Origin of the sequence: Streptomyces sp. 2P-4 (assembly GCF_030167965.1) — a bacterium.
In the GTDB taxonomy this organism is placed as follows: Bacteria; Actinomycetota; Actinomycetes; order Streptomycetales; family Streptomycetaceae; genus Streptomyces; species Streptomyces globosus_A.
On sequence record NZ_CP095011.1, the window covers coordinates 5,575,155 to 5,590,637 of the forward strand.

Below are 15,483 nucleotides of genomic sequence, written 5' to 3' on the forward strand. Positions count from 1 at the left end.
GCGCGGCCCCTCCCGGCGGGGCCGGGAGCATCTTAGGCGCGGAAGTGCCGTTCCAGCCCCTCCCAGACGTCGTCGTACGCACGCTGGAGGTGGTCCGCACCGGCGGCCTGGGCGGTCGCGGTGATCGGCCAGCGCGTCTCGAACATGAACGCCAGGCCGTCGTCGATCTTCTGCGGCTTCAGCTCGGCGGCGCTCGCCCTGTCGAAGGTCTCCCGGTCGGGGCCGTGCGCCGACATCATGTTGTGCAGCGAGCCGCCGCCGGGGACGAAGCCCTCGGCCTTGGCGTCGTAGGAGCCCTCGATGAGGCCCATGTACTCGCTCATCACGTTCCGGTGGAAGTACGGCGGCCGGAAGGTGTCCTCGCCGACGAGCCAGCGCGGCGCGAAGACCACGAAGTCGACGCCGGCCAGGCCGGGCGTGTCCGAGGGCGAGGTCAGCACGGTGAAGATCGACGGGTCGGGGTGGTCGTAGCTGATGGACCCCAGCACGTTGAAGCGGTGCAGGTCGTAGACGTACGGGGTGTGCGTGCCGTACCAGGCGACGACGTCGAGCGGGGAGTGGTCGTACGTCGCCGACCACAGGTTGCCGCAGAACTTGTTGACCACCTCCGTGGGCCGGTCCCCGTCCTCGTACGCGGCCACCGGCGCCCGGAAGTCGCGGGCGTTGGCCAGGCCGTTGGCGCCGATCGGGCCGAGGTCCGGCAGCTCGAAGGGGCGCCCGTAGTTCTCGCACACGTAGCCGCGGGCGGTGCCGTCGAGGAGCTCGACGCGGAAGCGGACGCCGCGCGGGATCAGCGCCACCTCGCCGGGGCGGGCGGCGAGCAGGCCGAGCTCGGTGCGCAGCAGGAGCCCGCCGCGCTCGGGGACGATCAGCAGTTCGCCGTCGGAGTCGCTGAAGACCCGGTCTGTCATGTCGGCGTCGGCGGAGTAGAGGTGGATGGCCATGCCGGTGCGCTGGGCGGCGTCGCCGTTGCCGCCGAGGGTCCACAGGCCGGCCAGGAAGTCGGTGCCGGGGGCCGGGTCGGGCAGCGGGTTCCAGCGCAGCCGGTTCGGGTCGGCCGGGGCCTCGGTGAACGGCGCCGTCCGAAGGGACCCGTTGTCGACGCGGGTGAACGGCGGGTGTGCGGCGGACGGGCGGATGCGGTACAGCCACGAGCGGCGGTTGTGGCTGCGGGGCTCGGTGAACGCGCTGCCGCTGAGCTGCTCCGCGTACAGGCCGAGGGGGGCGCGCTGGGGCGAGTTCCGGCCTGACGGGAGGGCGCCGGGCACGGCCTCGGAGCTGTGCTCGTTTCCGAACCCGGTGAGGTACTCCAGGCCCTCGGCCGTCTTCCTGGCCTGCTCGCTCATGGGGTGCTTCCGCTCTGTCGAAGGAATCCTATGGTCGACAGTAGGATTCCCCGGCCCGCGCGTCAATGGCCCCTGGAGGGCGTGTGGGGCGCGGCTTGGATCGGTGCTGTCGCAGGGGATCCGAAAACATGAACATTGCTCTACTCTCTCGCGCATGTCGTGGACCCCGTGGACCCGCAGACGCCCCGCCGCCCGGCCGGCCCTCCTCGCCGCCCTCCTCACCCTGCTGCCGCTGCTGACCCTCCTGACGGCCGCGCCCGCCGCACGCGCGCACGAGGAGCGGCCGGTCACCTTCCCCGACGGCAGCGGATCCGTGCCCGCCTACCGCGACGCCGAGCCCGACCTGCTGGTCTGCAAGACCGACCGGCCGGCCTTCGAGCGCCGCATCGCGGCCTTCCCCGAGGCGCTCAGGCAGCGCAACCTCGCCCTGTACGAGCGGTGCGAGAAGTCCGGCTACCGCCACCTCCAGCAGGCCGTCGACGCGGTGGACCGGCCAGGCATGAACATCGCGATCCTCCCCGGCCTGTACGAGGAGGAGCCCTCCCTGCCCAAGCCGTCGGGGGAGTGCGCCGCCCTGAAGGCCCCCTCCTCCGCGCTCGGCTACCAGATCCTGTCGTACGAGCAGCAGGTGCAGTGCCGGCACAACCAGAACCTCGTCGCCATCCTCGGCAAGAAGGACCTCCAGATCGAGGGGACGGGCGCGTCCCGGCTCGACGTCGTCATCGACGCCAAGTACCAGAAGCTCAACGCCATCCGCGCCGACCGGTCGAACGGCGTCTACTTCCGAAACTTCACCGCCCAGCGCACCACCTTCAACGCCCTGTACGTCCTCGCCGGCGACGGCTTCGTCATCGACGACGTCCTGACCCGCTGGAACGACGAGTACGGCTTCCTGACCTTCGCCAGCGACCACGGCCTGTACAAGAACTGCGAGTCGTACGGGAACGGCGACTCCGGCATCTACCCGGGCAGCGCCAGCAACATCAACGAGGGCCGCGGCTACGACGTCCCCCGCTACTCCATCGAGATCACCGGCTGCCGCAGCCACCACAACATGGTCGGCTACTCCGGCACCGCCGGGGACTCGGTGTGGGTGCACGACAACGAGTTCGACCACAACATGGGCGGCGCCTCGATGGACAGCGCCTTCCCCGGGCACCCCGGCCTGCCGCAGAACCACGCGAAGTTCGAGCGGAACCTCATCCACGACAACAACCAGGACTACTACCGGTACGTCGCCGACGGCACCTGCGCGAAGCCGCCCGTCGAGCGCGGATACGAGCAGGGCGTCGTCTGCCCGCAGATCTCCATGCCGCCGGGCACCGGCATCATCACCGCCGGCGGCAACTGGAACATCTACGAGGGCAACTGGGTGTACGGGCACCGCCGCGCCGGCTTCTACCTGTCGGCCGTGCCCGCCTTCATCCGCGGCGAGAACGCCTGGTCGAAGCAGGCCGACACCTCCCACCACAACCGGTACGCGGAGAACGTCCTGGGCCGCGACAAGTCCGGGGCCGTCCGCCCCAACGGGATGGACGTGTGGTGGGACGGACAGGGCCGCGGCAACTGCTGGCAGCCCGGCCCCGACGGCTCCTCCCCGGGAGCCCTGCCCGAGTGCGGGGAGCGCCGCGGAGCGGTGTCAGGCGGCTCGCACCGGCTGGTGGGCGAGCCGGTGAAGCTCGCACAGCTGCTCGTCTGCGCCGACTACGACGTGCAGGCGCGCAGGCTCCCCGCAGGCTGCGACTGGTACGGCGCCCGGGGCCTGGCCCGCGTCGAGACCCAGATCGCGCTGGGCACGGCCGCGGTCCTGGGGCTGGTCGGGGCGGTGCTGTGGGCGCGCCGGCTGCGCGGCTCCCGCCTGGGCACGGCGGCGTCGCTGCTGGGCCTGGCCGGCCTGGCTCTGGACGTCGCCGGCTCCACGACCCCGCTGGCCGACACGGCCGTCCCCGCCGTGGCCCTCCTCCTCCTCGGCCTGTGGTGGGCCGGCGCCGGCGCGGCCCTGCACGCGGACCGCCCCTGGCTGGCCCGGCTGACCCTCCTCCTGGCCGGCCTGACCCTCCTCGACGCCTTCGACAAGGCCGTCCTGATGATCCCGGGGACCCCCGTCAGCCCTGCCTGGGCCCGCGCCCTGGCAGCAGTCGTCTGGACCCTCTGGGCAGCCGCCGCCGCAGCCTCCGCCCGCCCCACGCCCACCCCCACCCCCGCGCCCACCCCCACACCGACCCCGGCCGAGAGGAGCCCCAGGTGACCCCACCCCCACCGCCCCCCACCCCCACGGGGCCGACTCCCGCTCCCGCGCCGGCCACACCCGCCACCACCCCACCCCCCGCCCACCGCACACCCGACCTCGCCCACCCACCGACCCATCCGACGGCGCCGGCCCACCCCACCCCCGCACCGACCCGCCCCACCTCGCGGCCCCAGTCCCCTCCCTCCGCGCAGGCCCCGGACCGCGCCTCCGCACAGGCCCCGATCCACCCCGGGACCACCAACCCCGCGCAGGCCCCGGCCCGTGCGGGGAATGCGGCTGGCCCCGCGCAGGCCCCGATCCACCCCGGGACCGCGGCCGACCCCGCGCAGGCGTCAGCCGGCCCCGGGACCGCGGCCGACCCCGCGCACGCACCGGTGCGCAGTGCCGTGCCGGCCCGGCCTCCGCGGGCGTCGGACCGGCCCGCAGCCTCGGCCCGATCCGCCCAGGCCGGGCCGGGCGAGAGCGTGCCGGGGCTCAGCCCGGGATCCGGCGCGGAGGGCCGGTACGGGCCCGCCGCCGCCGGCTGGGGTGGCGCGCCCGGCGGGCCCGGCCCGGCCGCACCCGCCCCCGGCGGGGGGCCGCTCGCGGGCAGGCGGCTGCGCCGGCGGGAGCGGGCTGCCGCCCTGCTCGCCACCGTGTTGCTGCTCGGCGGTTCCGCGGCCGGCTGCGGCGGCCGGCCCACGACCCACCACAAGCCGGGCACCAGCCACGAGCAGGCCTCCGGCAGCGCCGGGACACTGCTCGACGCCCGCGACAGCGCCGGCCACCGGTTCCGCGAAGTCCCCGCCGCAAGTGCCCCGCAGGTCGGCATCAGCGTCCGCCCCGACAGCGAGGACGGCTGGAACGTCCAACTGTCGGTGCAGAACTTCCGCTTCACCCCGGGCAGCGCCGGCGGTGCCGCCATCCCCGGCACCGGCCACGCCCACCTGGAGCTCGACGGCCGCAAGGTGGCCCGGCTGTACGGCCCCTGGTTCCACCTGCCCGCGGCGCAGGTCCCCGAGGGCGCGCACATCCTGACCGCCCGCCTCTACGCCGACGACCACACCGTGTGGGCCGTCGGCGGCAAGGCGGTCGAAGCCGGCACCGCCCTGTCCGCCCCGGCCGGCGGCGCGCACGGCAGCCACAGCCACGGCGGGCCCGCCTCACCCCATGCCCCGCAGCCGCCGCAGGCGCAGCCGTCCGCGCCGGCCCCCGCCGCCGACCGCACGGTCACCATCGCCGTGAAGGACGGGAAGGTGACGCCCCCTCCCGGCCGCACCGAGCTGAAGCGCGGGCAGAGCGTCGCCCTGCGCGTCACCAGCGACCGCTCCGACACCCTGCACGTCCACGGCTACGACAGGGAACTCGCCCTCCCGGCAGGCCAGGAGGCCACCCTGGTCCTCACCGCCGACCGCACGGGCCTGTTCGAGGTCGAGACGCACACCTCCCGGCTCGTCCTGACCCAGCTGCTGGTCCGGTGACGCCGCCGCCCCACGGGCCGGGCAGCGGTCTGGACCCCGTAGCGGGCTCCCCGGCAGCCGACTTCGGCGCTGCCGCCGCCGACCGGGGCGCGGTCCCCGACCCGGCCGGCGCGGCCGCCGCCGACCACCCGCTCACCGTGCTCGCGCACGGCATCGGATCCCAGCACGACCTGCCGATCTCTCCCTTCTACGCGTTCGCCGGCGCCTTCACCGCACTCTTCGCCTCCTTTCTCGTCCTCGGCCTGCTCTGGTCCTCCTCCCGGTTCCGCGGAGACCGGTCCGGCACCGCCCTGCCGGCCGCCCTCCAGCGGACCGCCGACGCGCCCGCCACCCGCGCCGCCCTGCGCGCCCTCGGCCTCGCCGCCGCACTCGCCGTCCTCGCCTCCCTCCTCCTCGGTCCCGACGACCCCGCCCGCAACCCCGGCCCCGGCGCCGTCTACGTCCTCTTCTGGGTCGGCCTCGTGCCCGCCTCCCTCCTCCTCGGCCCCGTCTGGGGACTGCTGAACCCGCTCCGCACCCTGTACCGCCTGCTGCCCCGCTCCCTGCGCACGCGGCCGGCCCCGCTTCCGGCCCGGATCGGCCAATGGCCCGCCGCGGTCGGGCTGTTCGGCTTCACCTGGCTGGAGCTCGCCTCTCCGGATCCTGCATCCACCACCACCCTCCTGATCGCCCTCTCCCTGTACGGCGCCGCCCATCTTGCGCTCGCCGCCCGTTTCGGCGAGCGCTGGTTCGCCGAAGGCGACGCCTTCGAGGCGTATTCCGCCCTCCTGGCCAGGCTCTCCCCCCTCGGCCGCCGCGCCGACGGCCTCCTCGTCCTGCGCAACCCCTTCCACGGACTCGACGCGACGCCCGAGCGGCCCGGACTCGTCGCCACCGTCTGCGTCCTGCTCGGCTCCACCGCCTACGACGGCTTCAGCGACAACCCCTCCTGGATCACCACCCTCCAGACCTCCCCTCTCGGCCGCACCCCCACGGCCACACTCGGACTGCTCGCCTCCGTCGCCCTCGTCGCCACCCTGTACTGCCTGTGCGCGGCGGCCACCCGCCTCGTCAGCGGTCCTCACCCCGGCCCGCTGACGGCCTTCGCGCACTCACTCGTGCCGATCGCCCTCGGCTATCTCATCGCCCACTACTTCTCCCTTCTCGTGACCGAAGGACCACGCACAGTAATCATGGCATTCGGCACTGACAATCGGCCCGAGGCCTTGTCCCCCTTGGGTCCCGGGGGCCTCGCCGCCCTCCAGGTCGTGTCCGTCGTCGCCGGGCACGTCCTCGGTGTCATCGCCGCCCACGACCGCTCCGTACGCCTCTTCCCGCCGGCCCGCGCCCTCGCCGGACAGCTCCCGATGCTGGCGCTGATGATCACTTACACGCTCGGAGGCATCGCCCTCCTCCTGAACTGACCCGCCGCCGTCCGCCGGCCCCGCGCGCCTGTCGCGGCCGGCGGCTGAAACCGCCCGCCCGGAGCGGCATGATGGACCCCGTGCCCGCCACCCATTCCTTGCGTCGTGCGCCCGTACAGCAGCGCAGCGCCGACCGGCTCGCCCGGATCCTCGAGGCCTGCGCCGAACTCCTCGGCGAATCGGGCTACGAGAACCTCAGTACCCGGGCCGTCGCCGCACGCGCAGGCGTGCCCATCGGATCGGTCTACCGCTTCTTCGGCAACAAGCGGGCCATGGCCATCGCCCTCGCCCACCGCAACCTGGACCGCTACACCGACGCCATCGCGGACCGCCTCGCCGCCCTCCCGGACTCCGGCTGGCGGCCTGTGGCCGACGTGGTCCTGGACGAGTACCTGGCCATGAAGCGGACGGTGCCCGGCTTCGCGCTCGTCGACTTCGGCGTGCCCTCGCCGCCTGAGGACGGCCCGGCCGCCGACCCCAACCGGACGGTCGCCGCACGCCTCACCGAACTCCTCGCCACGCACCTCGGCCGCACGCCGGACGCTGCCCTGGAGCGGGCCGTCCTGGTCGCCGTCGAGGCCACGGACGCGCTGACCAAGCTGGCGTTCCGGACCGACCCGGCGGGGGACCCGGCGATCGTGGAGGAGATCCGGGCCATGATGCAGGCGTACCTCGCCCGCGTCCTGGACTGACCCCGAGACCGGAAGCCCCCCGCCGCGCCCTTCCGCCCCGCACCCTCCCCGACATGCGTACCGGTCGGTATGCTCGTGCCGCCGTACCACGCCGACGTCCCCGCCGCCTGCCGGCCTGCCGCCCGGGAGGGCCCATGCCCCGCACCGCCCTGCGCATCTGCCCCCTCTGCGAAGCCACCTGCGGCCTCACGCTCACCGTCGACGGCGCAACCGTCACCGGCGCCCGGGGCGACCGCGAGGACGTTTTCAGCCGCGGCTTCATCTGCCCCAAGGGGGCGGCCTTCGGCGCGCTCGACTCCGACCCCGACCGGCTGCGCACGCCGCTCGTCCGGCGCGGCGGCCGGCTGCGGGAGGCCGGCTGGGACGAAGCCTTCGAAGCCGTCGCGACCGCGCTCCCGGCGCTCGTCTCGGAGTACGGCGCCCAGTCCGTCGGCGTCGTCCTCGGCAACCCGAACGTCCACACCATGGCCGGCGCCCTCTACCCGCCGCTGCTCCTGAGGACGCTCGGCACGCGCAACCTCTTCACCGCCAGCACCCTCGACCAGATGCCCAAGCACGTCTCCAGCGGCCTCCTGTTCGGCGACCCCTTCGCCATCCCCGTCCCCGACCTCGACCGCACCGGCTTCCTGCTCCTGATCGGCGCCAACCCGGTCGAATCGAACGGGTCGCTGTGCACCGCCCCCGACTTCCCGGGCCGGCTGAAGGCGCTGCGCGCCCGCGGCGGCACCCTCGTCGTCGTCGACCCCCGCCGCACCCGCACCGCGCGCCTCGCCGACCGGCACCTCGCACCGCGCCCCGGCAGCGACGCCCTGCTGCTGGCCGCGCTCGCCCGTACCCTGCTCGCCGACCACCGCCCCACGCTGCCGCCGGAACTCGCGGACCGCCTCCACGGGCTCCGGGAACTCCGCGAGGCCCTCGCGCGTTTCACCCCCGAGGCCGTCGCCCCGGCCTGCGACATCACGGCCGCCGAGATCCGCGACCTCGCCCGCGACCTCGCGGCCGCCCCCACCGCCGCTGTCTACGGGCGGATCGGCAGCTGCACCGTCGAGTACGGCACCCTCGCCAGCTGGCTCGTCGACGTACTCAACATCCTCACCGGCAACCTCGACCGGCCGGGCGGCGCCCTGTTCCCGCTCCCGGCCGCCGGCCCCCGGCCCCGTCCCGGCGGACCGGGCAGGGGCTTCACCCTTGGCCGCTGGCAGAGCCGGGTCGGCGGCCACCCCGAGGCCAAGTCCGAGCTGCCGCTCGCCGCCCTGGCCGAGGAGATCGAGACGCCGGGGGAGGGCCGGATCCGCGGCCTCGTCGCCATCGCCGCGAACCCGGTGCTGTCCTCCCCCGACGGTCGGCGCCTCGACGCGGCACTGGCCGGCCTCGACTTCATGGTCAGCGTCGACCCGTACCTCAACGAGACATCCCGCCACGCACACGTCGTGCTGCCGCCTCCGCCGCCCGCACAGAGCGCGCACCACGACTTCGCCTTCAACGGGTTCGCCGTACGCAACCAGGTGCGCTACACCCGGCCCGCCGTCCCGCTCCAGGAAGGGCTTCTCGACGAGTGCGAGATCCACGCCCGCCTCGTCCTCGCGGCAGCCGGGCTGCACGGCCCCGCCGTACCCGACGCGGCCGAAGCCGTCGACGAGCCCGTCATCCGGGCCGCCCTCGCCAAGGAGACCGCCGACCCGGACTCGCCGCTGCACGGGCAGGACCCGGGCCGACTCGCCGGCCTGCTCACCGGCGCCAGCGGCCCCGAGCGGCGGCTCGACCTGATGCTCCGGCTCGGCCCGTACGGCGACCTGTTCGGCGCCGGCCACGACGCGCGAGCCGGCGGAGGGCTCACCCTGGCGCGGCTCCTCGACCGGCCGCACGGCATCGATCTGGGCCCGCTGCAGCCCCGCCTCCCGGACGTGCTGAAGACGCGCAGCGGCCGCATCGAGCTCCTGCCGGACCCGATCGCGGCCGAACTCCCCAGGCTGCGCAGCGCCCTCGCCGAACGCCCCGCCGCCCTGGTGCTCGTGGGCCGCCGCCACCTGCGGTCCAACAACAGCTGGATGCACAACGTCCCGGCCCTTGCCGGAGGTTCCAACCGCTGCACCCTCCACGTCCACCCGCAGGACGCCGAGCGCCTCGGCCTCACCGACGGAGGCCGGGCCCGGGTCACCGCCGACGGCGGCAGCCTGGACGTGCCCGTCGAGGTCACGGACACCGTGCGCGCCGGAGTGGTCAGCCTCCCGCACGGCTGGGGCCACGACCGCGACGGCGCCCGGCTGTCCGTCGCCGCCGCCTCGCCCGGGGCCAACGTCAACCAGCTCCTCGATGGCTCCCGGCTCGACCCGCTGTCCGGCACGGCAGTCCTCAACGGCTTCCCCGTCGAGCTGGCACCCCTGCCCTGAGCTGGGGTTTTGCTCGTATTGCTCACGTCCGGACGTCTTGTTGGGCCCTCCGCGGGCCCCCTACGTTCCCTGCATGCTGACCTTCCTCGGCTTCGCCATGATCGCCACCTTCCTGGTCCTGATCATGATGAAGAAAATGTCGCCCATCGCGGCGCTCGTCCTCATCCCCGCACTCTTCTGCGTGTTCGCCGGGCAGGGCGCCCACCTCGGCGACTACGTCATCGACGGCGTCGGCAAACTCGCCCCGACCGCCGCCATGCTGATGTTCGCCATCGTCTACTTCGGGGTGATGATCGACGTCGGGCTCTTCGACCCGATCGTCCGGGGCATCCTCCGCTTCTGCAAGGCGGACCCGGTGCGCGTCGTCGTCGGCACCGCCGTCCTCGCCGCGGTCGTCTCCCTCGACGGCGACGGCTCCACCACCTTCATGATCACCGTCTCGGCCATGTACCCGCTCTACAAGCGGCTCGGCCTGAGCCTCGTCGTCATGACCGGAGTCGCGGCCACCGCCAACGGCGTCATGAACACCCTTCCGTGGGGCGGCCCCACGGCGCGCGCCGCCACCGCCCTGAAACTGGACGCCGGCGACGTGTTCGTCCCGATGATCCCGGCCCTGGCCGTCGGCCTGCTGTGCGTGTTCGCCCTCGCCTACGCCCTCGGGCTGAAGGAGCGCCGCCGCCTCGGCACGCTCGCGCTGCCCGGCGGCGCCGAGCCGCAGCCGGTCGCCGTCGCCGCAGCCGGCCCCGCCGCCCCTGCCGCAGCCGGCCCCGCCGACACGGCTCCGGCCGCCGGTCACCGTGACGAGTCCCGTACCGACGCCGCGGCCGGGCCGGCTTCCGGTCCCGCCTCGCCGGCTTCCGGTCCCGCCTCGCCGGCTTCCGGTCCCGCCTCGCCGGCTTCCGGTCCCGCCTCGCCGGCCGCCGGCGCGGCCGCCGCCGGGTTCCAGGGGCTCGACCCGCGAAGGCCCACGCTGCGGCCGCGGCTGTACTGGTTCAACGCCGGCCTCACGGCCGCCCTGCTGACCGCGATGATCATGGAGTTGCTGCCCATCCCGGTGCTGTTCCTCCTCGGCGCCGCCCTCGCCCTCACCGTCAACTTCCCCCACATGCCCGACCAGAAGGCACGGATCGCCGCCCACGCCGACAACGTCCTCAACGTCGCCGGCATGGTCTTCGCCGCCGCCGTCTTCACCGGCGTCCTCAGCGGCACCGGCATGGTCAAGCACATGGCCGACTGGCTCGTCGCCGCGATCCCCGAGGGCATGGGCCCGCACATGGCGCTGGTGACCGGCCTCCTCAGCCTGCCGCTCACCTACTTCATGTCGAACGACGGGTTCTACTTCGGCGTGCTTCCCGTCCTCGCCGAGGCCGGCGCCGCGCACGGCGTCTCCCCGCTGGAGATCGCCCGCGCCTCGCTCGTCGGCCAGGCCCTGCACATGTCCAGCCCGCTGGTTCCGGCCGTGTACGTCCTCGTCGGCATGGCCGGCGTCGAGTTCGGCGACCACACCCGCTTCACCGTGAAATGGGCGGCGCTGACCTCGCTCGCCGTCCTCGCGGCGGGGATGCTTTTCGGCATCATCTGACCGCGGCGGCCGGGCAGCCCCGCGGCGCGGCGGCGCCGGTTTGTAGGGTGGGGCCACCAGACCAGGTCCGCACAACCGTGCGCGTTCGGGGGAGGAAGCGCCATGAAGTCCCACGACGGGATGTACATCGCCGGCGAATGGCGGCCCGCCGCCGGAAGCGACCGCATCGAGGTCGTCAACCCGGCCGACGAGCAGGTCATCGCCGACGTACCGGCCGGCACCGCGGAGGACGTGGACGCGGCGGTGCGCGCCGCCCGGGCCGCCTTCCCCGGTTGGGCCGCCACGCCGCCGACGGAGCGGGCCGCCCTGATCGGGGCTCTGCGCGATGCGATGGCTGCCCGGAAGGCCGAGTTCACCGAGGTCGTCACCGCCGAGCTGGGCTCCCCGACCGGCTTCTCCGAGCGCGTCCACGTGGGGGCGCCGCTCGCCGTGTCCGCCTCCTTCGCCGAGCTCGCCGCCTCGTACGCCTTCGAGGAGCGGATCGGCAACTCCACCGTGCTCCTCGAACCGGTCGGCGTGGTCGGGGCCATCACGCCCTGGAACTACCCGCTGCACCAGATCGTTGCCAAGGTGGCACCCGCTCTCGCCGCCGGCTGCACCCTCGTCCTCAAGCCCGCCGAGGACACCCCGCTGACCGCACAGCTCTTCGCCGAAGCCGTGCACGAGGCGGGCATCCCGGCCGGCGTGTTCAACCTGGTGACCGGAACCGGCCCGGTCGCCGGGCAGGCCCTCGCCGCGCACGAAGGCGTGGACCTGGTCTCCTTCACCGGCTCCACCGCGGTGGGCCGGCTGATCGGGGCCGCGGCCGGCGCCGCCGTCAAGCGCGTCGCCCTCGAACTCGGCGGCAAGTCGGCCAACGTCATCCTGCCCGGCGCCGACCTGGCCAAGGCCGTCGCGGCGGGCGTGGGCCACGTCATGAACAACTCCGGCCAGAGCTGCAACGCGCTCACGCGGATGCTCGTCCACCGCGACCAGTACGAGGAGGCCGTCTCCCTCGCGGCCGCCGCCGTCGCCCCGTACACCGCCGGGGACCCCCGCGAGCCGGGCACCCGCCTCGGCCCGGTCGTCAACGCCAAGCAGCGCGACCGCGTGCGCGCGTACATCGCCAAGGGCATCGAGGAGGGCGCCCGCCTCGTCGCCGGAGGCCCCGACGCCCCGCACCCCCGCGGCTACTACATCGCCCCGACCGTCTTCGCCGACGTCACCCCCGACATGGTGATCGCGCAGGAGGAGATCTTCGGCCCCGTCCTGTCGATCATCGCCTACGGGGACGAGGACGAGGCGCTGCGCATCGCCAACGGCACGGTGTATGGGCTCGGCGGCGCCGTCTGGGCGGCGGACGAGGAGACGGCCGTCGCGTTCGCCCGGCGCATGGACACCGGCCAGGTGGACATCAACGGCGGCCGCTTCAACCCCCTCGCGCCGTTCGGCGGGTACAAGCAGTCCGGTGTCGGCCGCGAACTCGGGCCGCACGGCCTGGCCGAGTACCTCCAGACGAAGTCGCTCCAGTTCTGACACCCGCCCTGGACGGGGCGGGCCCGCTCACCCGGTCGGCCCGGTTCGGCCCGTACGCCGTCCGGTCCGTCCGCTGCCCGGTACGCCCTTCCGCCCCCGCCCAGGCCCGGCCCGCCGGGTGAGGGCCCGAGAGACGGGATCGACCATGGTCCGCGCCGCAGTCCTGCCAGCCGTCGGAGCACCGCTGGAGATACGGGAGGTCGTCCTGCCCGACCCCGGGCCGGGGCAGGTCCGGGTCCGCCTCGCCGCCGCTGGGGTGTGCCACTCCGACCTCTCCGTCTGCGACGGGACGGTCCGGGTCCCCGTCCCCGCCGTGCTGGGCCACGAGGGCTCCGGCACGGTCCTGGCGGTCGGCGGGGGCGTCACCCACGTCTCCCCGGGCGACGGGGTGGTCCTCAACTGGTCGCCCTCGTGCGGCCGGTGCCACCACTGCACGATCGGCGAGGTGTGGCTGTGCGCCAAGGCCCTGGCCGGGGTCGGCGCGGTCCACGCCCACGACTCCGCGGGCACGCCGCTGCACCCGGGGCTGAACGTGGGGGCGTTCGCCGAGGAGACCGTCGTCGCGGCCGCCTGCGTGGTGCCCGCGCCCGCCGGGATCCCGCTCACCGAGGCCGCTCTCCTCGGCTGCGCGGTGCTCACCGGCTACGGCGCCGTCCACCACAGCGCCCGCGTCCGGGCCGGGGAGTCCGTCGCCGTCTTCGGTATCGGCGGCGTCGGTCTGGCCGCCGTGCAGGCCGCGCGGATCGCGGGGGCGGAGCGGATCGTCGCCGTCGACGTCTCCCCGGCCAAGGAGGAACTGGCCCGGGAGGCCGGCGCCACCGACTTCGTCCTCGCCTCCGACAGCGCGGTCGAGGACATCCGGGCGGCCACCGGGGGCCGCGGGGCGGACGCGGCCGTCGAGTGCGCCGGCCGGGCCGTGTCCATCCGCGCCGCGTGGGACTCCACCCGGCGGGGCGGCCGCACCACCGTCGTGGGCATCGGCGGCAAGGACCAGCAGGTCGCCTTCAGCGCGATGGACATCTTCCGCTTCGCCCGCACCCTCACCGGCTGCGTCTACGGCAACTGCGACCCGGCCCGCGACCTGCCGGTCCTCGCCGGGCACGTGCGCGCCGGCCGCCTGGACCTCACCGCCATGATCACCGACCGGATCACCCTCGACGGCATCCCGGGCGCCTTCGAGGCGATGCAGGCCGGCAAGGGCGGTCGCTCGCTCGTCGTCTTCTGACCCCGGCCGTCGTGTGCAGCGGGCCCGCGGGCGCCTTCAGGGGCGCCGCAGGGCCGCGTACTGGAGGGAGAGGCCGTCCAGAAGGGCGGTCAGCCCGGTCTCGAACGCGCCCTCGTCCACCTCGCGCTGCCGCTCGGCCAGCAAATGTGCCCTGCCCAGGTGCGGGTAGTCGGCCGGGTCGTATGCCTCCCGGTCGTCCACGAAACCACGGGCGAACGAGCCCACCGCCGAGCCGAGGATGAAATACCGCATCAGCGCGCCGATCCGCGTCGCCTGGGCCGGCGGCCAGCCGGCCGCCGTCATCGCCCCGAACACCGCGTCCGCCAGCCGCAGCCCCGCCGGGCGCCGCCCCGGGCCGCGCGCCAGCACCGGCACGAGGTTCGGGTGGCCGGCCAGGGCATCCCGGTAGGAGTGCGCCCAGGCGTGCAGGGCCTCCCGCCAGTCCCGGCCGGACCCCGCCTCGAACATCGACAGGTCGACCCGCGCACTCACCGCGTCGGCCACGGCGTCCAGGATCTCGTCCTTGGTGCGGAAGTGGTTGTACAGCGACGGCCCGCTCACGCCGAGCGCGGCCGCGAGCCGCCGCGTCGACACCGCCTCCAGCCCCTCCGCGTCCACCAGCGCTCCAGCCGCCTCGACGATGCGGTCCCGGCTGAGGAGCGGTTTGCGCGGTCTGGCCATGCGCCACATGGTAGGCCTGCCGCACTGTCACACAGGTGCTGGTCGAACGCCACAGGTGCCGGTCGGACGGGAGGGCGCCGGCCGCCTGCCCCTCACGCTCGCCAAGGTCGTCCGCGACCGCCAGGAGCCCACCGGCATCGTCAGCCGCGTCGACGAGGCGCGCATGGAGAAGATCCCCGCCGGCCACGACCCCTTCCGGCCGAAGGCCCGACCCCGCGCGGCCATCTCCCGCTCCGGCGTCTAAGCGCTTGCTCACCCTCCGGTAAGGTGTTCCTTCCGACAGTGACGAAAAGGTGGGCGAACGATGGGCAGCGCGGAGGAGACGGCCGGCGGCTACCGGCCGTGGTCGGAAGTCACCCCCGACGCCGCTCGGCGGCTGCTCGTGGCCGCCGTCGAGGCGTTCGCGGAGCGCGGCTACCACGCCACCACGACCCGGGACATCGCGGGCCGGGCGGGCATGAGCCCGGCCGCCCTGTACATCCACTACAAGACCAAGGAAGAGCTGCTCCACCGGATCAGCCGGATAGGCCACGACAAGGCCCTGGACATCCTGGAGACGGCCGCCGCCGGCCCCGGTTCGGCGGCCGACCGGCTCGGAGCGGCCGTCCGGTCGTTCGTGCTGTGGCACGCCGCCCACCACACCACCGCGCGCGTGGTCCAGTACGAGCTGGACGCCCTCGCCCCGGAGCACCGCGACGAGATCGTGCAGCTGCGCCGCCAGAGCGACGCCGTCGTGCGGCGCATCCTCGGCGACGGGGTCGCCGCGGGCGAGTTCCACGTGCCCGACGTGCCGGGGACCACCCTCGCCGTCCTGTCCCTCTGCATCGACGTCGCCCGCTGGTTCAACGCGGCCGGGCGGCGCACCCCGGAAGAGGTCGGCGACCTCTACGCCGACCTCGTCCTGCGCATGGTCGGCGCGGCGCCGGCCGCCTGAGCCG

The 15,483-nt window shown here is 74.5% G+C and carries 12 protein-coding genes; 10 read left to right on the forward strand and 2 right to left on the reverse strand.

Annotated elements, in window-relative coordinates:
* Positions 1–32 precede the first annotated feature (32 nt).
* Complete coding sequence (gene hmgA / locus MUK52_RS24730; protein ID WP_284580102.1) at positions 33–1,346, reverse strand: homogentisate 1,2-dioxygenase; 1,314 nt, start codon at positions 1,344–1,346, stop codon at positions 33–35.
* Between the two features lie 154 nt (positions 1,347–1,500).
* On the opposite strand from hmgA, the gene MUK52_RS24735 reads away from it, so the two are divergent.
* The 8 genes from MUK52_RS24735 (at position 1,501) to MUK52_RS24770 (ending at position 13,864) form a co-directional block, all read left to right on the forward strand.
* Positions 1,501–3,594, forward strand: coding sequence for a right-handed parallel beta-helix repeat-containing protein (locus MUK52_RS24735; protein ID WP_284580104.1), 2,094 nt, complete (start codon positions 1,501–1,503; stop codon positions 3,592–3,594).
* 626 nt (positions 3,595–4,220) lie between these two features.
* Positions 4,221–5,057, forward strand: a complete 837-nt coding sequence (locus MUK52_RS24740) for a cupredoxin domain-containing protein (RefSeq protein WP_284581768.1) — start codon at positions 4,221–4,223, stop codon at positions 5,055–5,057.
* Positions 5,058–5,194: 137 nt separating this feature from the next.
* On the forward strand, positions 5,195–6,460 hold the full coding sequence (locus MUK52_RS24745; protein ID WP_284581769.1) for a hypothetical protein: 1,266 nt from the start codon (positions 5,195–5,197) through the stop codon (positions 6,458–6,460).
* Between the two features lie 71 nt (positions 6,461–6,531).
* The gene (locus tag MUK52_RS24750; protein ID WP_114056937.1) at positions 6,532–7,152 is read left to right on the forward strand and encodes a TetR/AcrR family transcriptional regulator; all 621 of its coding nucleotides are present in this window, start codon (positions 6,532–6,534) and stop codon (positions 7,150–7,152) included.
* 134 nt (positions 7,153–7,286) lie between these two features.
* Complete coding sequence (locus MUK52_RS24755; protein ID WP_284580106.1) at positions 7,287–9,542, forward strand: molybdopterin-dependent oxidoreductase; 2,256 nt, start codon at positions 7,287–7,289, stop codon at positions 9,540–9,542.
* Positions 9,543–9,615: 73 nt separating this feature from the next.
* Entirely contained in the window at positions 9,616–11,124 is a 1,509-nt protein-coding gene (locus MUK52_RS24760; RefSeq protein ID WP_284580108.1) for a CitMHS family transporter, read from the forward strand.
* Between the two features lie 102 nt (positions 11,125–11,226).
* Entirely contained in the window at positions 11,227–12,639 is a 1,413-nt protein-coding gene (locus tag MUK52_RS24765; protein WP_284580111.1) for an aldehyde dehydrogenase family protein, read from the forward strand.
* A gap of 145 nt (positions 12,640–12,784) precedes the next feature.
* On the forward strand, positions 12,785–13,864 hold the full coding sequence (locus MUK52_RS24770) for a Zn-dependent alcohol dehydrogenase (RefSeq protein WP_284580113.1): 1,080 nt from the start codon (positions 12,785–12,787) through the stop codon (positions 13,862–13,864).
* Positions 13,865–13,900: 36 nt separating this feature from the next.
* On the opposite strand, the gene MUK52_RS24775 is transcribed toward MUK52_RS24770, so the two are convergent.
* Entirely contained in the window at positions 13,901–14,545 is a 645-nt protein-coding gene (locus MUK52_RS24775; RefSeq protein ID WP_114058830.1) for a TetR/AcrR family transcriptional regulator, read from the reverse strand.
* Between the two features lie 55 nt (positions 14,546–14,600).
* Between MUK52_RS24775 and MUK52_RS24780 the strand changes: the two genes are divergently transcribed.
* Positions 14,601–14,789, forward strand: coding sequence for a hypothetical protein (locus MUK52_RS24780; protein ID WP_114056932.1), 189 nt, complete (start codon positions 14,601–14,603; stop codon positions 14,787–14,789).
* Positions 14,790–14,849: 60 nt separating this feature from the next.
* Positions 14,850–15,479 (forward strand): TetR/AcrR family transcriptional regulator, encoded by a 630-nt coding sequence (locus tag MUK52_RS24785; RefSeq protein ID WP_114056931.1) that lies wholly within the window; start codon positions 14,850–14,852, stop codon positions 15,477–15,479.
* The last annotated feature ends 4 nt before the right edge of the window (positions 15,480–15,483 follow it).